23 protein-coding genes and 1 tRNA gene are annotated in these 20621 nt (G+C 58.7%); 18 read left to right on the top strand and 6 right to left on the bottom strand.

What is annotated here, in order from left to right; translation table 11 throughout:
* Nucleotides 1–11 precede the first annotated feature (11 nt).
* Nucleotides 12–3335, bottom strand: a complete 3324-nt coding sequence (gene carB, locus SIB56_RS02870; protein ID WP_413325214.1) for a carbamoyl-phosphate synthase large subunit — start codon at nt 3333–3335, stop codon at nt 12–14.
* Between carB and SIB56_RS02865 the strand changes: the two genes are divergently transcribed.
* The 7 genes from SIB56_RS02865 to SIB56_RS02835 all read left to right on the top strand — a co-directional run bounded on the left by SIB56_RS02865 (nt 3334) and on the right by SIB56_RS02835 (nt 8212).
* The gene (locus tag SIB56_RS02865) at nt 3334–3462 is read left to right on the top strand and encodes a hypothetical protein (RefSeq protein ID WP_413325211.1); all 129 of its coding nucleotides are present in this window, start codon (nt 3334–3336) and stop codon (nt 3460–3462) included. The genes carB and SIB56_RS02865 overlap by 2 nt on opposite strands.
* Entirely contained in the window at nt 3459–4094 is a 636-nt protein-coding gene (locus SIB56_RS02860; protein WP_413325209.1) for a DUF3318 domain-containing protein, read from the top strand. Before SIB56_RS02865 ends, SIB56_RS02860 begins: the two co-directional genes overlap by 4 nt.
* Complete coding sequence (gene rsfS / locus SIB56_RS02855; RefSeq protein ID WP_413325207.1) at nt 4087–4452, top strand: ribosome silencing factor; 366 nt, start codon at nt 4087–4089, stop codon at nt 4450–4452. Before SIB56_RS02860 ends, rsfS begins: the two co-directional genes overlap by 8 nt.
* 13 nt (nt 4453–4465) lie before the next feature.
* Nucleotides 4466–4960, top strand: a complete 495-nt coding sequence (locus tag SIB56_RS02850) for a CGLD27 family protein (RefSeq protein WP_413325205.1) — start codon at nt 4466–4468, stop codon at nt 4958–4960.
* A gap of 17 nt (nt 4961–4977) precedes the next feature.
* Nucleotides 4978–5949 (top strand): asparaginase, encoded by a 972-nt coding sequence (locus SIB56_RS02845; protein ID WP_413325203.1) that lies wholly within the window; start codon nt 4978–4980, stop codon nt 5947–5949.
* A 51-nt stretch (nt 5950–6000) separates the two neighbouring features.
* Nucleotides 6001–6077, top strand: a tRNA-Met gene (locus tag SIB56_RS02840).
* A 479-nt stretch (nt 6078–6556) separates the two neighbouring features.
* Nucleotides 6557–8212 carry a GMC oxidoreductase gene (locus SIB56_RS02835; protein ID WP_413325201.1) on the top strand — a complete coding sequence of 552 codons (1656 nt, stop codon included), beginning with the start codon at nt 6557–6559 and terminating at the stop codon, nt 8210–8212.
* On the opposite strand, the gene SIB56_RS02830 is transcribed toward SIB56_RS02835, so the two are convergent.
* Together SIB56_RS02830 and SIB56_RS02825 are read right to left on the bottom strand one after the other, a co-directional pair.
* On the bottom strand, nt 8193–8456 hold the full coding sequence (locus SIB56_RS02830; protein ID WP_413325199.1) for a DUF2811 domain-containing protein: 264 nt from the start codon (nt 8454–8456) through the stop codon (nt 8193–8195). The two genes, SIB56_RS02835 and SIB56_RS02830, sit on opposite strands and share 20 nt — an antisense overlap.
* Nucleotides 8457–8792: 336 nt before the next feature.
* Nucleotides 8793–9932 (bottom strand): sirohydrochlorin chelatase, encoded by a 1140-nt coding sequence (locus tag SIB56_RS02825; RefSeq protein ID WP_413325197.1) that lies wholly within the window; start codon nt 9930–9932, stop codon nt 8793–8795.
* A 50-nt stretch (nt 9933–9982) separates the two neighbouring features.
* On the opposite strand from SIB56_RS02825, the gene SIB56_RS02820 reads away from it, so the two are divergent.
* Together SIB56_RS02820 and SIB56_RS02815 are read left to right on the top strand one after the other, a co-directional pair.
* A complete protein-coding gene (locus SIB56_RS02820) occupies nt 9983–11224 on the top strand; it encodes an FAD-binding oxidoreductase (protein WP_413325195.1) in 1242 nt (413 codons plus the stop codon).
* 30 nt (nt 11225–11254) lie between these two features.
* Nucleotides 11255–12841: a SulP family inorganic anion transporter gene (locus SIB56_RS02815; RefSeq protein ID WP_413325193.1), complete on the top strand. Its 1587-nt coding sequence runs from the start codon at nt 11255–11257 to the stop codon at nt 12839–12841.
* Nucleotides 12842–12894: 53 nt separating this feature from the next.
* Here the strand turns inward: SIB56_RS02815 and SIB56_RS02810 are convergent, their stop codons facing one another.
* On the bottom strand, nt 12895–13239 hold the full coding sequence (locus SIB56_RS02810; RefSeq protein ID WP_413325190.1) for a hypothetical protein: 345 nt from the start codon (nt 13237–13239) through the stop codon (nt 12895–12897).
* Nucleotides 13240–13332: 93 nt separating this feature from the next.
* Between SIB56_RS02810 and SIB56_RS02805 the strand changes: the two genes are divergently transcribed.
* The 7 genes from SIB56_RS02805 (at nt 13333) to SIB56_RS02775 (ending at nt 18352) form a co-directional block, all read left to right on the top strand.
* Entirely contained in the window at nt 13333–14385 is a 1053-nt protein-coding gene (locus tag SIB56_RS02805) for an amino acid ABC transporter substrate-binding protein (protein WP_413325188.1), read from the top strand.
* The gene (locus SIB56_RS02800) at nt 14382–15281 is read left to right on the top strand and encodes an ABC transporter permease subunit (protein ID WP_413325186.1); all 900 of its coding nucleotides are present in this window, start codon (nt 14382–14384) and stop codon (nt 15279–15281) included. Before SIB56_RS02805 ends, SIB56_RS02800 begins: the two co-directional genes overlap by 4 nt.
* A gap of 24 nt (nt 15282–15305) precedes the next feature.
* Nucleotides 15306–15809, top strand: coding sequence for an HdeD family acid-resistance protein (locus tag SIB56_RS02795; protein ID WP_413325184.1), 504 nt, complete (start codon nt 15306–15308; stop codon nt 15807–15809).
* The gene (locus SIB56_RS02790) at nt 15806–16843 is read left to right on the top strand and encodes an ABC transporter permease subunit (protein ID WP_413325182.1); all 1038 of its coding nucleotides are present in this window, start codon (nt 15806–15808) and stop codon (nt 16841–16843) included. Before SIB56_RS02795 ends, SIB56_RS02790 begins: the two co-directional genes overlap by 4 nt.
* On the top strand, nt 16840–17583 hold the full coding sequence (locus tag SIB56_RS02785; RefSeq protein WP_413325180.1) for an amino acid ABC transporter ATP-binding protein: 744 nt from the start codon (nt 16840–16842) through the stop codon (nt 17581–17583). Before SIB56_RS02790 ends, SIB56_RS02785 begins: the two co-directional genes overlap by 4 nt.
* Nucleotides 17584–17656: 73 nt before the next feature.
* Nucleotides 17657–17839, top strand: a complete 183-nt coding sequence (locus SIB56_RS02780; RefSeq protein WP_413325178.1) for a hypothetical protein — start codon at nt 17657–17659, stop codon at nt 17837–17839.
* Nucleotides 17840–17845: 6 nt separating this feature from the next.
* Nucleotides 17846–18352: a hypothetical protein gene (locus SIB56_RS02775; RefSeq protein ID WP_413325177.1), complete on the top strand. Its 507-nt coding sequence runs from the start codon at nt 17846–17848 to the stop codon at nt 18350–18352.
* A 27-nt stretch (nt 18353–18379) separates the two neighbouring features.
* Here SIB56_RS02775 and SIB56_RS02770 read toward each other — a convergent pair whose 3' ends face one another.
* Nucleotides 18380–18595, bottom strand: coding sequence for a hypothetical protein (locus SIB56_RS02770; protein WP_413325175.1), 216 nt, complete (start codon nt 18593–18595; stop codon nt 18380–18382).
* A 77-nt stretch (nt 18596–18672) separates the two neighbouring features.
* Here SIB56_RS02770 and SIB56_RS02765 point away from each other — a divergent pair, with 77 nt between their 5' ends.
* Nucleotides 18673–19596, top strand: coding sequence for an AEC family transporter (locus SIB56_RS02765; RefSeq protein ID WP_413325173.1), 924 nt, complete (start codon nt 18673–18675; stop codon nt 19594–19596).
* Here the strand turns inward: SIB56_RS02765 and SIB56_RS02760 are convergent.
* Nucleotides 19538–20152, bottom strand: coding sequence for an alpha-ketoglutarate-dependent dioxygenase AlkB family protein (locus SIB56_RS02760; protein ID WP_413325172.1), 615 nt, complete (start codon nt 20150–20152; stop codon nt 19538–19540). The genes SIB56_RS02765 and SIB56_RS02760 overlap by 59 nt on opposite strands.
* Nucleotides 20153–20262: 110 nt before the next feature.
* On the opposite strand from SIB56_RS02760, the gene SIB56_RS02755 reads away from it, so the two are divergent.
* Nucleotides 20263–20562, top strand: coding sequence for a hypothetical protein (locus SIB56_RS02755; RefSeq protein ID WP_413325169.1), 300 nt, complete (start codon nt 20263–20265; stop codon nt 20560–20562).
* Nucleotides 20563–20621: the final 59 nt, after the last annotated feature.

Raw genomic sequence — 20621 nt, 5'->3', positions numbered from 1 at the left:
CTGCCGCGACACTACCGGGGCTGAACCTCTTGATGAACATCCTGAAGGGCATGGATATCAAACGTCTGTGATTGAAGTGCCTCAATACCCTGAACCGCGGAACGTGCTCCGGCCAGTGTGGTGAGGGTCGGCACGGAGTAATCGAGAGCAGCACGCCGCAGGTAGCGGTCGTCGTGGGCGGCCTGACGACCGATCGGCGTGTTGATCACCAGCTGCACAGCGCCGGAGCGAATCAGATCCTCGATGTTCGGGCGCCCTTCATGAACCTTGAGCACCGACTGCACCTGAAGACCTGCATCAGTCAGGGTGGCTGCCGTGCCCGCTGTGGCCGTGAGCGAGAAGCCCAGGTCGATCAGACGCCTGGCAACAGGAACCAGAGCCGGCTTGTCCCTGTCATGGGTGGACAGGAAAACGGTGCCCTGCTTGGGCAAGGCATCACCAGCCGCCAGCTCCGCCTTCGCATAAGCCATCCCGAATTTCGGCGCCCAGCCCATCACCTCCCCTGTGGAGCGCATTTCAGGACCAAGAAGAGAATCGGCACCTGGGAAGCGGCGGAACGGGAGCACAGCTTCTTTGACCGCCTGAAGCGGCGGAGAAGGTTCCTGGCTGAGACCGATCTCCGCAAGGGTCTCGCCTGCCATCAGACGCGTAGCGATTCTCGCCAACGGCACACCGGTGGCCTTCGCAACGAATGGAACGGTTCTTGAGGCACGCGGATTCGCTTCGATGATGAACACCCGCTCCTCTCCTGACTGAGTCCGCTGAACCGCGAACTGAAGATTGATCAGACCCTGAACCTGAAGACGCAGGGCAAGTGCCTCGGTCCATGAACGAATGGTGGTGAGCGCGTCATCACCCAGAGACACCGATGGCAGGCAGCAGGCGGAATCACCTGAATGGATTCCTGCCGGTTCGATGTGCTCCATCAGTCCACCGATCACCACCACACCGTCTCGATCACAGAGAGCATCCACATCCACCTCAATGGCGTTCTGGAGGTATTGATCGATGAGAACAGGGTGATCAGGCTCCACCTGCACCGCCTCAGTCATGTAGCGGTTGAGCTCCTGCTCGTCATGAACGACCTCCATCGCCCGACCGCCGAGCACATAGGAGGGGCGCACCACCACCGGATAGCCCACGGTGCCGGCAACCGCACGGGCTTCATGCTCGCTGCGGGCGAGGCCATTACGCGGTTGACGGATCTCAAGTTCACGCAGGATCGCTTCGAACTGCTCTCGATCCTCCGCACGATCGATTGATTCGGGTGAAGTGCCCCAGATACGGGTTCCTGTGGCCTGGCCTGCGGGTGAATTCAGCCATCGCAGCAGTGGCATGGCCAGCTTGAGCGGCGTCTGACCGCCGAACTGAACAATGACTCCCTCCGGACGCTCCGCCTCGATCACATTGAGAACATCCTCAAGGGTGAGAGGTTCGAAATAGAGCCGGTCACTGCTGTCGTAGTCAGTGGAAACCGTTTCAGGGTTGCTGTTGAGCATCACCGTGGCGAAGCCACGGTCCTGGGCCGAGAAGGAGGCATGACAACAGCAGTAATCGAATTCGATTCCCTGGCCGATTCGATTGGGTCCTCCTCCAAGAATCATCAGCTTGCGCCTCTTCTCTTCTGAAACCTCCGTTGCCGGTGGTTCAACCCTCAAGTTCCCAGCATCATCAAGGCGACATACCGCCCGCTCATAGGAGGAATAGTGGTAGGGAGTGGTTGAAGCGAATTCGGCCGCGCAGGTGTCCACGGTCTTGAACACGGGGCGAATCCCAAACTGAAGCCGCGCTTCGCGCACATCGAGCTGATCGGATGAGGTGAACCAGGCGATCTGACGATCCGAGTATCCGAGCTGCTTGAGCCTGAGAAACTGCTCCGCGGTGATCTCCGACAGCTGTCTGCCCTGAAGCAGTTCGGATTCGACCTGGATCAGCACGCGCAGCTTCGCCAGAAACCATGGATCGATCCGGCTGAGCGCGTGAATGTCCTCATCCGAACGTCCGGCGAGCATCGCAGCACGCACCGTGAGGATCCTCTCCGGCGAGGGGGTTCGCAGAGAGCGATCGAGCTCAGCAGCAGTGAACTCTGGTTCCGCACGATCTCCACCCCAGCCTGAGAGTCCGGTCTCCAGGGAACGCAACGCTTTCTGAAACGACTCCTCGAAACAGCGCCCGATGGCCATGGCTTCGCCAACGGATTTCATGGCCGTGGTGAGCACCGCAGGCGAGCCCCTGAATTTTTCAAAGGCAAAGCGGGGAACCTTGGTGACGACGTAATCGATTGTTGGTTCAAAACACGCGGGCGTCTTGCCTGTGATGTCGTTGAGAATTTCGTCGAGGGTGTACCCAACCGCCAGACGTGCCGCGATCTTGGCAATCGGGAACCCGGTGGCCTTGCTGGCCAGTGCGGAGGAGCGGCTGACGCGGGGATTCATCTCGATGACCACCACTTCTCCATCGACGGGATTGATGGCGAACTGAATGTTGCTGCCGCCTGTGGCAACTCCGATCTCGCGGATGATGGCGATGGACTGGTCTCTCAGGCGCTGGTATTCACGGTCCGTAAGGGTCTGTGCGGGAGCAACGGTGATCGAATCACCGGTGTGAACTCCCATCGGATCGAGGTTTTCAATGCTGCAGACAATCACCACGTTGTCGGCGAGATCGCGCATCACCTCCAGTTCGAACTCCTTCCAGCCCAGCAGCGACTTTTCAATCAGGATCTGCGAGACGGGGCTGGCATCGAGACCGGTCTTGCAGATTGAGGCATATTCCTCCGGGTTGTAGGCGATGCCACCTCCGCTGCCTCCGAGAGTGAAGGCTGGTCGAATGATCCTCGGATAGGTCGCGATGGCGGCTCCGACGGCCTCGGCCTCCTCCATCGATGAAGCGATTCCCGAAGGACAGACCTTCACACCGATCCGTTCCATCGCCTGCTTGAACAGCAGGCGATCCTCCGCTTTACGGATCGCCTGCAGATCGGCACCGATCAGTTCAACCCCGAAGCGCTCCAGCGTTCCGTTTTCAGCCAGCGTGACCGCAAGGTTGAGAGCGGTCTGACCGCCCATGGTGGGAAGCAGGGCATCTGGTCGCTCCTGCTCGATCACCCTGGCGACCACCTCAGGAGTGAGTGGTTCCACATAGGTGCGATCCGCCATGTCCGGATCGGTCATGATCGAAGCGGGGTTGGAATTCACCAGCACAACTTCGTACCCCTCTGCACGAAGCGCTTTGCAGGCCTGAGTTCCCGAATAATCGAATTCACATGCCTGACCGATCACGATCGGCCCTGAGCCCAGCAGAAGAATGCGACGAAGATCGTTCCGCCGGGGCATGGGCGTTCTCTCAGCGGCCAAACCTTTTGAGTCTCCCACGCAGCCCCGTGTGGACATGCGTCTGTTCAGCGGCAGTTGCCCGGCAGTCGCTAGCGTTGAGGGCCAGGAGAACGATCAACAGTCATGAGTGAACTCCAGCGTCTGAAAGGGTTGCTGCCCCCGGAGATGCAGAGCTGGGTGTTCGTCGAGGCAGCAGCCGCTGTTGAGCCGGCGCTTATCACACTCGAGGAGATCGGCAGGGACGAAGTTGAGATTCAGGTTGATCTCGACGCCTGGGACAACCTGGCACTGGATCATCGCAACCTGCTGTTCTGGCACGAGGTGGGCAGGATTCAGAACGACACGATTCCCCGGGATGGATGGGAGATGGCAGCTCTGGCCATCGGCCTGGGTGGCGCCATCGGTGAACTCTGGGTTCAGGACGGACTGCTGTTGCTCATGGCTCTTGGATTGTCCGGCTTCGCGGGCTACCGGCTCTATCTCAAGAACAACGCTGAAAAACGCCTTCGTGATGCAATTTCAGCCGATGAGCGGGCCATCGATCTGGCCTGTCGCTTCGGCTACAGCGTTCCCAACGCTTACAAGAGCCTCGGAGGCGCACTGAAGGATCTCGTTGAGAAAACCAGGAAGAAGAAAAAACGCAGTTTTTTTGAAGACCGTCTGGAGGCGCTGCGCAAGAGTGCGGGTAAGGCTCGCGCTGAAATGGCACAACAACAAGGCTCCCGTCAGTCTGTCACCAGCGAAAACGTTTATGGATAGTGAAAAGCTTGCGGAACTCGCTGCCGATGCATGCGATGACCGCAAAGCGGTGGACATCCAGCTCATTCGTGTTGATGAGGTGTCAAGCCTTGCTGACTGGATGGTGATCGCCGGTGGCCAGAGCGATGTGCAGGTCAGGGCGATTGCGCGATCCGTCGAAGACCGTCTCGAAGACGAGGTTCAGAGGCTGCCTCTGCGCAAGGAGGGCGTGAACGAAGGTCGCTGGGCCCTATTGGATTACGGCGAACTTATCGTGCATGTGCTCCAACCAGGGGAACGTAGTTACTACGACCTTGAAGCATTTTGGAGCCACGGGGAACGACGTCCCTACCTAACGTCCAGACCAATAGATCACTAACAGGCAGCCCGGCATGGTTTCGAGCATCCCCTGCCCTGTTCCACCTGAACAGAGACCTCAGGAGGAATTTGCTCAGTTCAGCCGTTCCTGGTTTTTCGCATGGCCCTGCACGGCCCAGGTGTCACTCGATCGAGCACTTTTGATCAGCTGGCTTCTGATTTCACCGGTCACCGTTCTGGTGGCGAGCGGCAGCTGGACGCTTCGCAACGATCCGGTGCGTCTGCTGATCGCCGGCGGTGTCGCTGCCCTTGTGATGCCGATGCTGCTGCTGATCCGTCAGTGGCTTGGCTGGACCTATGTGCACAAGCGCCTTCTCTCGGAAAAGGTGGAGTACGAGGAATCTGGTTGGTATGACGGTCAGGTCTGGGAAAAACCGGTGTCCTGGAGGGAACGTGATCTGCTGCTGGCTCAACACGAAGTCAGACCGATCCTGGGCAGACTCGGAAGGGCGATGGCCTTGGTCACAGGCCTGATGCTTGGTGGTGCCAGCATCTGTCAGGCTCTCTGAACCTTAACCAGCAGGGCATGTCGATCCCATCGGGTTACCGCGGCTCGGCGCGTTCCCTGAGTTCTCCGGCTCTGGAAGTCCGACTGAGACGGGGATCCTCCATCGAATCCACTCACAAAGCGCATGCCGTTGTCTGCGACAGCCGCGGCCGGGTGCTGATGAGGGCCGGACAGCCGGACTTCGAAACCTTCATTCGCTCTGCGCTCAAGCCTTTTCAGGCTCTTCCACTGATCAGCAGCGGTGCGTCGGAAACCTACAGCTGTGGTGAGCGAGGGATTGCCATCAGCTGTGGATCCCATTCGGGAACCCCTGGGCACGCACGTGAAGCGTTCAGGATGCTCTGGAACGCGGAACTGGAAAGCAGCGATCTTCAGTGCCCCGTCCCCTCGGGCCGTTCCAGTCCTCTTGAGCACAACTGCTCCGGAAAGCATGCTGCATTTTTGATCACCTCCCGAAAGATGGGCTGGCCGATCGAGACCTACCTCCAGGGAGATCACCCTCTGCAGCAGGAGGTTTCACGACGCGTGGCGGAACTGCTGGGTCTTCCCCCTGAGGAACTGGTCGCCGAACGGGATGACTGCGGCGCTCCCACGTTGCGCCTACAGCTCGATCAGATGGCTCTGTTATTTGCCCATCTCGGATCCTCAACACACGCGGAACTGGAACAGATCAGTCGGGCGATGCTGGCGCATCCTGAACTGGTTGCCGGCGAGGGGCGCTTTGACACGGAACTGATGCGGCGCTCCCACCACCAGGTGATCAGCAAAGGAGGTGCTGAAGGCATTCAGTGCCTGAGCAGAACGGGCGAAGGCCTCGGCGTGGCGATCAAGGTTGAGGACGGAGCCAGACGGGCTAAACAGGCTGTGGCTCTGCACCTGCTGCGCCAGCTCGACTGGATGACGCCGAGTGGACTGAAGGAGCTGGAAGAACAGTTGTTGATTCTCAACCCAGGCGTTCACCTCGATGTGGAAGGTGAGCTGCGAACCTGACCATAATTGCGTGGTGTCTTCAAACACCAAGTTGTACAATGAATGAGTCAACGCGGGGTAGAGCAGTCTGGTAGCTCGTCGGGCTCATAACCCGAAGGTCGGGAGTTCAAATCTCCCCCCCGCCACCAATTACTGAAACCCCGCATCAGCGGGGTTTTTTGTTGCGCTGTCGGCTGGAAAGGACCAGTCAGTTAGTTTCAAACGCAAACCATCAGCTAGAAAAGTGAACTTAGTATATTGTTTAAAATGCAGCAGATTATTTGAAAATCATTGCCTCGACCATGCAGATCAAATAATCACCAACAGCACACTTCAGGTCTATGGAATAATTCGACAACATTTCACACAATATTTACACCGTTGACGCTGCAAAGCTAAATGTTTGATCTATTTCGACTGATTCAAAAACTTAATTAAGTCAGATCTTTAATCATTACCATCTGATCAGCCATTGCGTTGCAGCTGCCCCATCGCCTGAATGCCGCTCCGAACTTCGTGTCATTCAGCAGTAAGCCAGCACTGAGCTGCAACAACCAAATAGGGCGGGACGGACACTAGCCAGAGGCGCAGGGCCCATCGGAAACTATGCATAGGTCATCGTGCTGCTGTGTCCCTGCATCCCTTTGAAGCGATTGTGATCGGCTCGGGAGCGACAGGCGGCGTGGCTGCGATGACGCTGGCTGAAGCAGGCATCCGGGTGCTCGTGTTGGAGGCTGGGCCTGATCGATCGCCCGCGGATTCCCTCGGAGGAGAGCCAGGCAACAGTTTCAGAAGAGCCGAAGGGTTGATCACTGGCCGCCATCGACGTCAGGCAAGGCATCCGGGCTACTGGAAACAGAACCCTGACCTCTATGCGGATGAGCGTCAGTACCCTTACAGCACTCCTGAGGATCAGCCGTATCTCTGGACCCAGGGCCGTCAGGTCGGTGGTCGCAGCCTCACCTGGGGTGGAATCACGCTGCGGCTATCGGACTATGAATTCAAGGGCGCCGATCATGACGGGCACGGCCGGAACTGGCCCATCAATCACCAGGACCTCGATCCTCACTACAGCGCACTCGAACGGCTGCTTGAAGTGCATGGTGAGCATGACGGCCTCAACCATCTCCCCGATGGCCAGATGGCACCGGCACTGCCGTTCATGCCCGAGGAGGAACGGTTGCGTGACCTCCTGATCAGGGAACGCGGTGTGCAATTGATCCACTCCAGGGGCTTTGAAGCCCATCAGCGCACGCCAACAGCTGAGTGGCCTCGCTCAAGCAGCAACGGCTCAAGTCTTCAGCGCGCTCTGGCAACGGGTCGGGTGGAAATTCTGTGCAATTCGATGGCGGAGAGCCTGGAGGTGGATCCCACCCGGCAACGTGCACGGTCTGTTGTCGTGGTGAACCGCAGCACTGGAGAGCGTCAACGACTGGACTGCAACCTTGTGGTGGTCTGCGCTTCAACGATCGCAACGCTGCGTCTGCTGCTGCAGTCAGAGAGTCAGGTCCACCCCAGGGGGTTCAGTGATCCTTCAGGCCAACTGGGGAAAGGATTGATGGACCATGTGTCCTGCTGTCGGTTCTTCTCCGTTGCCAGCGAAACCGGTCGAACCGCGACTCAGCAACAGGATCCTTCAAGCACTCTTTCCGGAGCAGGCAGCTTTTTCCTGCCGTTCGGCAATGCTCCAGGAGTCTGCGCAGGACGCGAGTTCCTGCGCGGCTATGGAATCTGGGGAGCCATCAACCGCTTTGATCCGCCCTGGTGGCTGAAACGCAATCCCGATCGCCGACTTGGCTTTCTAATCGGACATGGGGAGGTGCTTTACGACCCCAGCAACCGGGTCAGCCTGTCGGAACGCTGCGATCCGCTGGATGTACCGATGCCGCACATCAGCTGTCGATGGGGGGCGAATGAGCAGGCCATGGTGCAGCACATGCAGCAGACGATTCAGGACTGCATCGACCTTGCTGGAGGGGTTACGACGTCACTGGCTGATCTGGTGCACCTGCCGCTCGTGGCACCACTGGTTCGCCATGCCGTTGCCGCTCAAGAGAATGCCCCACCGCCCGGTTACTACATCCATGAAGTGGGTGGAGCTGCGATGGGCACAAGCGAAGAGCAGAGCGTTGTGGATGCCTGGAACCGTCTCTGGCGATGCCCCAACGTGCTGGTGGTGGACGGGGCCTGCTGGCCAAGCTCAGGCTGGCAGAGTCCGACCCTTACCATGATGGCGATCGCCCGCAGAGCATGCCTTCAGGCGCTCAAGCCTGTGAGCGACTGAACAGATCATCCAGATAACGCTCGGTGACCGCACGCTCGGAGCAGCCGTTCTGGAAGAGGAACTGGGCCAGAGCGGAGCTCATCACCTGGTACTGATCCCAGGCCGGATTGGATCCGATGAAGGCCTTCAGGCCCCTGTAGAGCACCTCGGGGATTTCAGCTTCAAGGCTCACAAAAGGTGATTCGACCTCCGCTTCAGTGGCCGGCTTTGAATCCATGCAGCGTTCCAAGTGATTGCGATCCATCCAGCGCTTCAGCGTCCCGTGTTCCCCAACAGAGAGCCATACAAATGCCTTGCTCGTCAAAGCTATGAGCGCGCAAACACCAAACATGGATCTCAATCGAGACTCATTGCAGCGAAAGAGATCAGCTCTCAGGCCTTGCTCAACCCATCACTGCGATCATCGGGCGGACAATCCTGTCAAGACACGAAAGTCACCGGAGCACAAACCCACAGCTTCAGCCCTCAGACACAGGCTTTCGGCAAAAAGCAGTGGAAAACCTGGTCAGAACTGTGGAAAACCCCACTCTTTCTCCACACAGCCACATCGACATCAGCCACGCTTATACGTTTTAGTCTCTCAAGACTCGAGCGAGACAGAGACGGTTGAGTCCGCCAGAACCTCCGAATTCCTTCCGATTTGAGGCTCAGATGTGTCCTGTTGTGATGATGCACGACGAAGGGTGCTTGGACCGAGAGGGTGGTCTGCATGGGGATAGGGATGGTGGCCATGGTCGTGATGGTGGTGATGACCAGCACTCACCGGAACCGGGATTCCATCGGGCTGACAGGCACCCGTGCATTCCCGTTCACAGAGACAGCAGGCTTCCGTGAGACCCTCAACGTGGTGATGGTGACTGGACTGATCGAGGCCCACCTCCTGTTCAAAGCCCAGCACCTGCGCCCTGTATTTACACAGCGAGCAGTTCATGGCGGTTTCACCACCCATCACCTCCTGAACCCGCTCCATGAAAGTGTCGAGAACGAACGTGTGATCGCCCAGATACGAGGCGTTGACGAATTCAATCTGCGGATGATCTCCCGCAACGCGCTCGGTGTGTTCGCGGATCCTGCTCACCAAGACCCCGGAGAAGAGGAAATAAGGAAAGACGACGATGCGCTTGAACCCCAGCTTCACCACATGACGAAGACCGGGTTCAACAAGAGGAAAGGTGACGCCTGAATAAACAGTTTCACCCCAGCCGAAACCGAAGCCCTCCACCAGCATCCGGGTGACCTTGGCGACATTGGAATTGGCATCGGGATCTGAAGAGCCACGACCCACCACAACCAGCATGGTGTCGGACAGATCAAGCGTGGAGGTGCGATTCAGAGCCTCCTGAATCCGTGCTCCAGCCGCGGCGATCATCAAACGATCCACGCCCAGTTCGCGGCCGTAGTCGATCTCCAGCCCTGTTTCAGCGCTGTAGGTGTTGAGAACGGATGGAATGTCGTTCTTGGCATGACCTGCGGCAAACAACATGGCCGGCACAGCCAACACCTTCACAACCCCCTGCTCGCGCAGCCGTTCCAGACCATCCCTCAGGATGGGACGGGCGAATTCAAGGAAGCCATACTCCACCGGCAGTCCCGAGAGACGTTGTTTGAGTCCGTTCGCCAGCCCCTCGAATTCAGCAACCGCCAAACGGTTACGGCTGCCATGACCACAGATCAGAACTCCATGTTTGGTTGCACTAGGAGCAACGATCTGCTGGGTCACACGTGCGGTGCGTCTGTATCAAACCTATTCACGGCAGTAACAGAAAGACCATGAATCCTCTGGCGCAAGCTGCTGACAGCCTTGGCTGCCTGACCCCCGGTCCAAGGCTGTTGAAGCAGCTGATGCGTCAGCCGCTCGGCTCAACACCCTTACGGATTCGCTCTGGAGGCAACAGCAGTCGTTGCGCGAGCGATGGCTGCTGGACTCTTGATCTGTGCCGACATCGGGAGATCCTTCATCACGAAGCGACAAAAGAGGTCGAATTCGGCACGGGTCTGACCATGGCGGAGCTGCTGCAGGCCATGCGCGCCTCGGGCCGCAGCCTGCCGATCGGGCTGTCAGGGCTGACTGGAAGCGGCTTCATTCTCTCCGGAGGCATGGGTCCTCTCAGCCGTTCACAGGGGCTTGCCCTGGACCACATCACCGAAATCGAGGGTATCTGGGGTTCCGGCGAACCCTTCGCCCTCAGAAAAGACGAATGCACAGACGACTCCAGCCGCTGGCGAGCGCTGATGGGGGCCGCCCCATTCCTTGCTGTTGTCACTCGCCTGCGCCTGCGAACCCAGCGACTCCAAGCGCTGCAAGTGCGGCATGGATTGATCCCTGCATCGCAACTACCGATGCTGAACCAGATCGCAGAGAGCTGGCCAGAAACAGTCAGCCTGCAATGGAACTGGGGGGAGAGGCTGGAGGTTTACGCCGTTGACTGCAACCCCGCAGAAAGCCCATCACGCCATCTGGAGGCACTGGATCCGTTCCTGGGAACAGATCCACGAGCTGCCATCCGACGTTGTCAGGATCAACTCGAGCAGCCCCGCTTCGGCAGCCTTGCATCGGAATCCGTCGGATCGATTCCACCCCACAGCGAGGTGATCGCGCGCCTTGGCCCCGCCCTGAATCATCAAGCAGGACCCCTCATTGAGCATCTGAGCACACGGATTCGGGAGAGACCGCACAACGGGTGCCGCATCAGCGCGCAGCAGCTTGGAGGTGCAACGCAACGGATCAGTCCTGGGGAGACATCCTTCATCCACCGTGATTCGATCTGGAAACCCTGGATCACAGCGGCCTGGAATCCAGGAGATCAGGCCGGGCGTGAGCAGAGCCTTGCCTGGATGGATCAGGTCAGTGAGGACCTCAGAAAGGTCTGTCCTGGAGTGCATCTCGCGCAGCTCCATGACCATCTGCCTGGCCACCAACAGGAACTGGAGGACGCCTACGGCGACTGGCTGCCCGCCCTGCGCCAGCTCAAAGCCGAGCTGGACCCGGAAGGACGCTTTCCCCCCCTCTGAACTACGGTCCCAGCACAGAACTGATGATTGATGGCCTCAGGATCCCTGCCTCGGCAGTTGAACGGCGGATTCGGCAATCCCAGCAAGGATCTGCTGTCCGGCCTCGTTGTGGCTTTCGCCATGATTCCCGAGGCCATCGCCTTTTCCGGCATCGCCGGCGTTGACCCGCAGGTCGGTCTTTTCGGAGCTTTTTTGTTGTCGATCACGATCGCCTTCGTTGGCGGACGCTCGGCGATGATCACCTCCGCCACGGGATCCACAGCTCTGCTGATGACCGGTCTGGTCGCCACCGGTGAAGCCCGAGGTGAGGGGCTGGGGCTGACCTATCTGCTGGTTGCAGGGGTGGTGACGGGAATCCTGCAGATTCTCTGGGGCTGGCTGCGTCTGGCTTACCAGATGCGTTTCGTGCCTCTCGGAGTGCTCAGCGGCTTTGTCAATGCCCTGGCGCTGTTGATCTTCCAGGCGCAGTTTCCGCAGCTGGGCATCAACCTGCACTTCGGCGAAACGGACGCGAGTGGTCATGCCCATGACCTGCTGCCTCATGGCAACCAGCTGCCGATCATCTGGGGACTGGTGCTGCTCGGCCTGGCGATCATCTACGGATTGCCGCGCCTCACACGACTGGTGCCGTCCCAGCTGGTGGCCATCGTCGCTCTGACGGCGATCTCGATCCTTGTGTTTCCCGAGAGCGGGATCCCGACCGTCAGCAGCCTCGGCGACCTGCCAACCGGACTGCCGCTGCCGAGCTGGCCTTTCGGTTCACCAGACCAGCTGAAGGTTCCCTTCAGTTTCGAGACCCTGGGCATCGTGCTGCCGACGGCCCTGGCAATCTCCCTGGTCGGCCTGATGGAGACCTTCTTGACTCAGGACATTCTCGACGACCGCACCGACAGCAATTCCAACAAGAATGTGGAAGCACGGGGTCAGGGGATCGCCAACATTGTGTCCTCTCTGTTCGGTGGCATGGCGGGTTGCGCTCTGGTGGGCCAGTCGGTGATGAACATCGACAACGGTGGCCGCACCCGACTGTCCACCCTCTTTTCAGGGGTGAGCCTGTTGGCGATGATTCTGCTGGGCCGGCCATGGCTTGAACAGATCCCCATGGCGGCGCTTGTGGCCGTGATGATCAGCATTGCGGTGAGCACGGCCGACATCGCCGGTCTGCGGCGGATCCGATCCATCCCGAAAAGCGACACGGCGGTGATGCTGATGACCTTCGCCGTCACCATGCTCACAACGCCCCACAATCTGGCCCTTGGAGTGATCGCCGGAGTCGCCCTGGCGGGGATCCTGTTCAGCCGCAAGGTGGCCAAGGTGATCCGCGTCGATGCTGTGGATGTGAACGAGAACATTCGGCGCTACGTCGTGAGCGGACAGCTGTTCTTTGTCAGCAAGATCTATTTCCTTCAGGGATTTGACCTCCACAACCACCCCAATCAGATCACCATTGATATGTCCGCTGCTCATATCTGGGATCAGAGTGGAGTCAGCGCACTGAATCAGGTCATCCGCAAGCTTCAGCAGGGCGGATCAAAAGTGGAAGTGCTGGGCTTGAATCAGGAAAGTCTGAATCTTTTCGAGCGGATCGGATCACAGCCTGATGGAGCACATGGATGATCAATGCTGATTGGAAGGTTTGCTGCGCCAGCGATCTGAAAAATCGCCAATTTTCAGGGAGCGTTGTAAAGCAACCCAAGGCATGACGTGAAGTCATTGCGCATACCTTCCAGGCGCTTCCTGATCTGCTTGTCGCTGGCCTGCTCCTGCAAGTACCTCTCGGTCACATCGTTACCGATGCTCATCACCAGACAAAGTGTCTGCAGGTCATTCGTATCGACGGCTCGCTGCTTGGCGCCCTCCAGCATCACGTTGAGCAGAGCCATCTTGTTGTTGTAAGCCTGCCGGTCACCCAGTTGCCAGCTGAAAACGGGAGAACCAACTGCAGACACCACGATCAGCAGCATTGACAGTGATGTCACGCGGAACCGAAACATCTTTCGGCGGTTGGTCGACATGCACGGGACCGTAGAGATTCCTGCCAAGGTCAGCAGATATTGATCTCGATGCACTCAATGTTCTGACAAAATCGCCTCCCAAGGATCACCGGCATGACAAAGCGTCGTTCACTTGTCTCCCTGCTTACCGCTTGCCTGGCAATGTCAGCCTGCGCAACGCTCGGTGAAGGAAGCACATCCCGCCTTGATCTGATCGGCAAGAGAGGTGAATTGCGCTGCGGCGTCAGCGGAAAGATTCCTGGATTCAGTTTCCTGCAGAGAGATGGTCGTTATGCCGGTCTGGATGTGGATCTCTGCAAGGCCTTTGCTGCAGCGATCATCGGTGACCCCAGCAAAGTGCAATATCGGCCGCTGACTGCGCCTGAACGATTCACAGCTCTGAAAACCGGAGAGATTGATCTTCTTTCCCGCAACACAACCTTCAATCTCAGCAGGGATGCTTCGGGAGGCAACGGCGTGAGCTTCGCGCCGGTTGTTTTCCACGACGGTCAGGGATTGCTGGTGCAAAAGAACAGTGGGATCCGCAACCTTGCAGATCTCAAAGGTCAGTCGATCTGTGTCGGCTCGGGAACCACAACCGAGCAGAACCTCAATGATGCATTTCAGTCTCTGGGGCTTCCCTACAAACCGATCAAATACCAGGATCTCAACCAGGTGGTCGCCGGATATCTGCAGGGGCGCTGCCAGGCCATGACGTCAGACAGATCGCAGCTGGCTTCGGCACGATCAGGATTCGAGCAACCCGAGGATCACGTCATTCTTGAGGATGTGCTGAGCAAGGAGCCGCTGGCCCCCTTGTCATCAGGGGGAGATCAGCGTCTTTCCGACGCCATGCGCTGGGTGGTGTACGCATTGATCACCGCAGAAGAACTGGGAATCACCCAGGCCAATGTGAACGACAAGGTCAAGGAAGCCAGCGATAACACCGATCTGACCAAGTTGAGACGATTTCTGGGGATTGAGGGCGACCTTGGAAGCAAACTCGGCCTGAGCAATGATTTCGTGGTGAATGTGATCAGAGCCACAGGTCATTACGGAGAGATCTACAACCGGCACCTGGGACCGGACAGTGCTGTTCCCATCCCACGCGGCCTCAATCAGCTGCATCGCGATGGCGGCGTGATCACCGCCCCTCCGTTCCAATGAAACGGAGACGCTCCCGCTGGTTCGAACTGCTTCTGGTGACCGTGGTTCTCACGTTTGTGGGACTTCTGGTCAACAACCTCGCCGTGAACCTGATCCGCACGGGCCTCGGCCTGAGCTTCGAATGGCTCTGGCAACCGGCAGGTTTCGCACTCAGCGAACACACTCTTCCCTACCAACCCGGAGACAGCACAGCCTGGGCTCTGATGGTGAGCTGGCTCAACAGTCTCCGCGTGATCGCCTTCAGCATCCTGCTGGCAACGCTGCTGGGCGTCGGCGCGGGGGCAGCCAGGCGAAGCCTCAATCCTCTGCTCCGTCAGCTTGCGGGGCTGTATGTGGGATTGATCCGACAGATCCCGCTGCTGCTGCAGCTTCTGTTCTGGTATTTCGTGGCTTTCCTCGGCCTTCCATCGGAACCATTGGCTCCTCTAGGAGCCCTGATCAGCCTGTCCAATCAAGGCGTGGCGATTCTGGGGCTCAAACTGAGCGTGGAATTTTCCGCGGTGTTGGTGGGCCTCAGTGTCTTCACCGGCGCTGCGATTGCGGAGGTTGTGCGGGGTGGGCTCGACTCCGTGCCGAAAGGGCAGTGGGAAGCCTTTCGCAGCCTTGGAATCGGCGAAGCCCTCGGAATGAGAAGGGTTGTTTTGCCTCAGGCTCTGCCGGCGATTCTTCCCGCTCTGAGCAGTCAGTATCTGAATCTCGCCAAAAACAGCACCCTGGCCATCGCTGTTGGATATGCCGATCTCTACGCAGTGAGCGATACGGCGATCACCCAGACAGGAAGGGCCATCGAGGGGTTCCTGATCCTTCTGCTGAGCTTTCTTGCCCTCAACCTGCTGATCAACGCTGGAATGCAGGTGCTGAATCGAGTCGTGGTTCATCCCGCACAACGGACGTAGCATCCGCAGATCACACCTCGGCTCATGAATTCGCGTCGCATCGCCGCAGTGCTGCTGGCTATCGCCGCAGTTGCCTCAATCCTTCTGCCCTTTGCATCAGCCACGCTGCTCACGATCGGCATCGGTGGAATTGCATTCGCAGCTGGAGTCGGTCAGTTGCTTCGCCTTGGTGATGAAGGCAAGAGCCAGGCAAAACTGTTTCGTGTTCTCTCAGCGCTGATTTACATCGGAGGCGCGATCTTCATCCTGGTTGATCCGATCGACAGCGAAATCAGCCTCACTCTGTTCGCTGGCATCCTGTTGCTCGTTGAAGGTGTGATGGAACTTGCCTCCGGAGCCAGCGCATCGGGTTCTGCGGCGGGCCTGAGCGTCGTTGATGGCATATTTACCTCGCTGATCGGTGTTCTGCTTGTGCTGGAGTGGCCTTCAGACAGTCTCTGGGCTCTTGGAACCCTCTTTGGAGTGTCCCTGTTCATGTCAGCACTGAACGTGTTCAGCACTCCTGCTGAACAACCCGGGAACGGATGACCGGGTCAAGGAGCAGCCATCGGAGACGACTACTCCAGGCCAGACGGCATCCGCTGCAGACACTTCTGAGCCTGGTGATCCTGCTCCTGATCAGCTGGGTTGTGTGGTCAACAGGTGCCTGGCTGATCGGTGGAGCTAACTGGTTGATTGTCACCGAAAACCTGCCACTTTTCGCCGTCGGTTCCTATCCGGAGAGCGAGCGCTGGAGACCTCTGCTCTGGCTGGCGCTTCTCAGCCTGATGACAGCGCTCACATTGCTCCAACCGATCATTTCGACGCGGTTGCGCATCAGCGGTCTGGTTCTTTCATGGGGATGGCTTGCCATGCTCCCGATCGGACTGCTGCTGCTTGCCGGAGGTGCAGGACTGCAGACGGTGAGCTCGAGAGACTGGGGTGGTCTGACGCTGACTCTGCTGCTGACGGGATTCAGCGGTCTGCTCGCCCTTCCCCTTGGAATCCTGCTGGCGCTGGGGCGAAGAAGCAGCCTGACGCTGCCCCGTCATCTCTGCCGCCTCTACATCGATGGTTTGAGAGCCGTGCCGTTGATTGCCGTTCTCTTCTTCGGGCAGCTGCTGCTCCCCTTGTTTCTGCCTGTTGAGATCGAGATCAATCGTGTACTGCGAGCGGTCGTTGCCTTCGCACTCTTCGCAGCCGCCTATGTGGCGGAGGATGTCCGTGGCGGTCTGCAGGCCATCCCAGGCACTCAGCTGGAGGCTGCCGCGGCACTGGGGCTGGGACCATGGCAGATCCAACGCCTCGTGTTGCTTCCCCAGGCACTGCGCGTGGCGGTGCCGGCACTCACCAATCAAGCCATCGGACTGCTCCAGAACACCAGCCTGATGGCCATCCTCGGACTGGTGGAACTGCTTGGCATCAGCCGCAGCCTGCTGGCCAATCCGGCCTACATCGGTCGACACCTTGAGACCTACATCTGGCTTGCAGGGCTTTACTGGCTGGTCTGCACCGCGATGGCGCTCATGGCTCGGCAGCTGGAACGCCGGCACCCCTCGTCCACGTCTGCCATTCCCTCATGACCATCGCCGTCCGAGCCGAAGCGATCAGCAAGACCTTCAACGGTTCCCAGAAAGCCCTTGACCAGGTGAATCTCAGCGTCAACCACGGTGAAGTGCTGGTGGTGATGGGACCCTCCGGCTCCGGAAAAAGCACCTTGATTCGCACCTTCAACGGACTTGAGGCGATCGATTCCGGGCAGCTGGAGATCGTCGGCATCCCCCTGGACACGGATCAGGATGAACGGCAGATCCGTCGGATCCGCCGTCGCGTCGGCATGGTGTTCCAGCAATTCAACCTGTTTCCGCACCTCTCGATCCTCGACAACATCACCCTGGCTCCGATCCGGGTGAAGAAGGTCAGCAAACCCGATGCGGAACGTCGGGCCCAGGGGCTTCTGGAACAGATGGGTATCGGAGATCAGGCCAGGAAATATCCCTCTGAGCTCAGTGGAGGCCAGCAGCAACGTGTGGCGATCGCCAGAGCACTGGCGATGGATCCCGAACTGATGCTGTTTGACGAACCCACCAGTGCTCTTGATCCCGAACGGGTCAAGGAGGTTCTGGATGCAATGCGTCGACTTGCTGCCGATGGCATGACGATGGTCGTTGTGACCCATGAGCTCGGCTTCGCCCGAGAAGTGGCCGACAGGGTGTTGTTCATGGATGCAGGCCGGGTGGTGGAACTGACCGACTCATCAACCTTCTTCACCCAGGCCAGGGAGGAGCGCAGCAGGCGTTTCCTCAATCAGATGGCCCACTGATCACGTTGGAACCACAGGAACCTGTTTTTTCCAGGGGAAGAAGCCATAACGTCTTCAGGAAGCGAGTGACTTCATGAGCAACTCCTGGAGGCAGCAAGCCCATGGTGCAGTGGAGTCGGAGATCTCATGCTGGTGGAGGGATCGGGTCTCAAGACTGATCAGGGATGACAGAAAAAAAGACGCCGCCAGCCTCTATCTCGAGTTTTGCCTGCTGGAAAGCCGGGTGATCGAACTGTCGGTTCATCCTCACCAGTAGCGGAACATGGATCAACACGAACGAGTCCAGCAGCTTTGCGAGGACCACGCTGAGGATCTCCGCAGCCTTGCGATCGATCTCGGGGGGCATCGACAATGGGATCTGAGCCTGCCCGTGGCGGTGATCGACGCACGCACCGAGAGGAGACGGTTTCACATCAGCGTTGTCGGCACCATCGGCAACGTTGTCAGAGTCTCTACGACCGTTGACCATCCGCTGATGCAACAGCTGTTTGAACTGATTCAGACCCGCAGTGATGACTCGGCCTTGGAGCTGATGCTCAGCAATGCCGACTATGGAGATGAGTTTGCAGCGGTTTTCGAGATGTACCGCGAGGAGAGACGCAGTGGAGCACCGCTCTGGAGTGCCTCGGATGCAGCGTCATTCGTTGTCAAATCCAAGGAAGCGTTCGACGACCGGGAGCTTGCCGTCGTGGCACTGCTGCCGGGTGATCCCCACGCCGTGGTGACGTTTGGAATCCCTCTTGCGTATTACGGAGTGGCATCAGGCTGAACCAGAGCCCGATGAGTCAGAGGGCGGTCAGGGATGCAGATCGACCTTGCCATGAAGACGCAGCAGCGCTTCTTCCGCTGCGCAGAGTTCGCGCTCGGTGAGCAACCAGCGCTCATTACCGAACGGCAGGCTGGCCACCTGCTCAGACAGCTCCAGCTGCAACTGCTGGCATCGCTCCGTCAGCGCTGCGCTGAGCTGAAGGAGATGCCTCTGAATCAGGCAAGAAGGGGCTGAGACGGTCACGACGGACCCTTGAATGGACGGATAGGAGTCTGGCACAAAGCCCCGAGTTTTTAGATTGAGTTATCAATTCCTCTCCTGTGCTGAAGCTTCTCTGGGAGATGGCCCCATGCCTGATCGTGGGAGCACTCATCGGTCGATGGCGATCGCAGTGGATTGCACCGCTGGCCGTTCCTTTGGTGCGTTTCGGAGTTCCGGTGAGCCTGATGGGGCTGCTGCTGCATGGCGGCCTCAACGGCTCGTTGCTGACAATGGCACTGCTGGCAGTGGCAGCCATCACGCTGATGATGATGATCCTGCACTGGCTCAGTTCTGGTGTTGCGTCCCTGGGTCGGCCTGATCTGCAACTGGGCAGCTGCATCGGCAACACGGCCTACTTCGGGGTTCCGGCAACGCTGGCCCTGCTTCCCCCGGAAGCACTGCCGGTGAGCATCGGCTATGACCTCGGCGCAACCCTGCTGGTCTGGAGCCTGGGGCCTCTCTGGCTGAACCGAAACAACAAGACAAGCAACGGTCATCAACCCTGGCGCCAACTGCTTGCACACCTGAGTGCCAGCCCGGCAACCAGGGGGCTGGTTGGAGCACTGATCGTGATGGCCACCCCTTGGCATGACGTGATCCGTGAGGTTCTCTGGCTGCCATCGCGCGCCGTGATCGTGCTGGCGCTGGTGGTGGTGGGCATGAGGCTGGGAGACATCGCAGCCAGAAAACTGAAGGAGCCGACGGTCAATCTGAGCGCTCCGCTGGCCTGCAAGCTTCTGCTCTTTCCATCACTGATGCTTCTGCTCAGCCTTGCCTTTCCGATTCCCGGCTATGCACGTCAGGCGCTGGTCCTGCAAGCGGCAGCACCGACAGCGATCTCGGTGCTGCTCATCGCCGAATCCGAACAGATGAACGCTGCAGAACCGGCACAATTGATCCTTAACAGCACGCTGCTGGCTCTGATCAGTGTGCCGCTCTGGAGTCTGCTGGTTGGTCCACTGAGCGGAACACCCGGAAGGTGAGGTTGAGCCGCGGCGACGTCACCCGCTTTCTGACAGGCAGACCATGCATCCACAGTCTCTGGCAATCAGGATCCATCAAGAGGAGATCACCATCCTCCAGGGTGAGATCGCGTCGAGCTCCGCTGAAGCGATGGCGGAACTGAAGGTCCCTGCTCGAACCCAGCGAAAGGGAAGCGATCGGAAATGAAGCATCAATCTCGGGCTCATCGTCCGCATGCCAGCCCATTCGGTCCTGACCATTGCGATACAGATTGAACAGACAGCCATTGAACGGTGCCGAGCTCTGCGACGAGACCATCCTCAGCAGAGGCAGAAACCAGTCCGGCCAGCCCTCCCCTCGATGCACAGCACCGCTGTAGCGATAGGACACCTGATGATCGGCAAGAAAGCCAGTCAGTCTCGGCACCAGATGCCATCGGCCGTAAACCCGAACCTGAGGCTGATCCCAGCTGATGTTCCGCACACAGCGATCCATCCAGGTCTGGCGGATGTCAGCGGGCAGCCAGGCTGATCGAAGAGTCCAGTTCATCACCTCAACCGCCTGCTCTGCGGCCATTCCATACATGCCGGGAGGTCGACACTCTGGCGCCTGCGCTGGCTTGATGGCGCATGAAGACGAATAACAGCGTCAGCGAAGTTGCCTGCTGCAGCCCATAGATTGCCTGCATGGCAGCACGGATCACGCTGGAAACTTTCCTGAAGCGCGCGAAACAGCGCTTCGGTGATCAGTTCGACTATTCCGGCATCAAATGGCGGAGTTTCAAGAGTCCTGTCAAAATCCGTTGCTGCAAGCACCCTGTTCAGGAAATCACCATCACTCCTGAACGGCACCTCCAGACGACTGGTGGATGCAAACACTGCCTGCGAGTACGCAGGGTTGAAGCGCTTGAGCGAGAACTCAACCGAACATCGGCTCGACCTGCTGCTGAGGCGCCAAGATCAACCCCGGCCCCGATTCGGAACTGAACCTCTTGACTGTGACCGGCTGACTCAGCCGTGAAGCTTCTCGAACCAGAAACCGGCAA

The organism is Synechococcus sp. MIT S9503, from assembly GCF_047304175.1.
GTDB lineage: Bacteria > Cyanobacteriota > Cyanobacteriia > PCC-6307 > Cyanobiaceae > Synechococcus_C.
The sequence above is the reverse complement of the archived record's forward strand: the minus strand, read 5'-3'. Positions and strand labels throughout refer to the sequence as shown.

Excerpts from the sequence above, each read along its gene's own strand:
- SIB56_RS02865 (WP_413325211.1), top strand. The coding sequence starts at position 3,334 with ATGGGCGTTCTCTCAGCGGCCAAACCTTTTGAGTCTCCCACGCAGCCC.
- carB (WP_413325214.1), bottom strand. The coding sequence starts at position 3,335 with ATGCCCCGGCGGAACGATCTTCGTCGCATTCTTCTGCTGGGCTCAGGG.
- SIB56_RS02860 (WP_413325209.1), top strand. The coding sequence starts at position 3,459 with ATGAGTGAACTCCAGCGTCTGAAAGGGTTGCTGCCCCCGGAGATGCAG.
- rsfS (WP_413325207.1), top strand. The coding sequence starts at position 4,087 with ATGGATAGTGAAAAGCTTGCGGAACTCGCTGCCGATGCATGCGATGAC.
- SIB56_RS02850 (WP_413325205.1), top strand. The coding sequence starts at position 4,466 with ATGGTTTCGAGCATCCCCTGCCCTGTTCCACCTGAACAGAGACCTCAG.
- SIB56_RS02845 (WP_413325203.1), top strand. The coding sequence starts at position 4,978 with ATGTCGATCCCATCGGGTTACCGCGGCTCGGCGCGTTCCCTGAGTTCT.
- SIB56_RS02830 (WP_413325199.1), bottom strand. The coding sequence starts at position 8,456 with ATGGATCGCAATCACTTGGAACGCTGCATGGATTCAAAGCCGGCCACT.
- SIB56_RS02820 (WP_413325195.1), top strand. The coding sequence starts at position 9,983 with ATGAATCCTCTGGCGCAAGCTGCTGACAGCCTTGGCTGCCTGACCCCC.
- SIB56_RS02815 (WP_413325193.1), top strand. The coding sequence starts at position 11,255 with ATGGCCTCAGGATCCCTGCCTCGGCAGTTGAACGGCGGATTCGGCAAT.
- SIB56_RS02810 (WP_413325190.1), bottom strand. The coding sequence starts at position 13,239 with ATGTCGACCAACCGCCGAAAGATGTTTCGGTTCCGCGTGACATCACTG.
- SIB56_RS02805 (WP_413325188.1), top strand. The coding sequence starts at position 13,333 with ATGACAAAGCGTCGTTCACTTGTCTCCCTGCTTACCGCTTGCCTGGCA.
- SIB56_RS02800 (WP_413325186.1), top strand. The coding sequence starts at position 14,382 with ATGAAACGGAGACGCTCCCGCTGGTTCGAACTGCTTCTGGTGACCGTG.
- SIB56_RS02795 (WP_413325184.1), top strand. The coding sequence starts at position 15,306 with ATGAATTCGCGTCGCATCGCCGCAGTGCTGCTGGCTATCGCCGCAGTT.
- SIB56_RS02790 (WP_413325182.1), top strand. The coding sequence starts at position 15,806 with ATGACCGGGTCAAGGAGCAGCCATCGGAGACGACTACTCCAGGCCAGA.
- SIB56_RS02785 (WP_413325180.1), top strand. The coding sequence starts at position 16,840 with ATGACCATCGCCGTCCGAGCCGAAGCGATCAGCAAGACCTTCAACGGT.
- SIB56_RS02780 (WP_413325178.1), top strand. The coding sequence starts at position 17,657 with ATGAGCAACTCCTGGAGGCAGCAAGCCCATGGTGCAGTGGAGTCGGAG.
- SIB56_RS02775 (WP_413325177.1), top strand. The coding sequence starts at position 17,846 with ATGGATCAACACGAACGAGTCCAGCAGCTTTGCGAGGACCACGCTGAG.
- SIB56_RS02760 (WP_413325172.1), bottom strand. The coding sequence starts at position 20,152 with ATGGCCGCAGAGCAGGCGGTTGAGGTGATGAACTGGACTCTTCGATCA.
- SIB56_RS02755 (WP_413325169.1), top strand. The coding sequence starts at position 20,263 with ATGGCAGCACGGATCACGCTGGAAACTTTCCTGAAGCGCGCGAAACAG.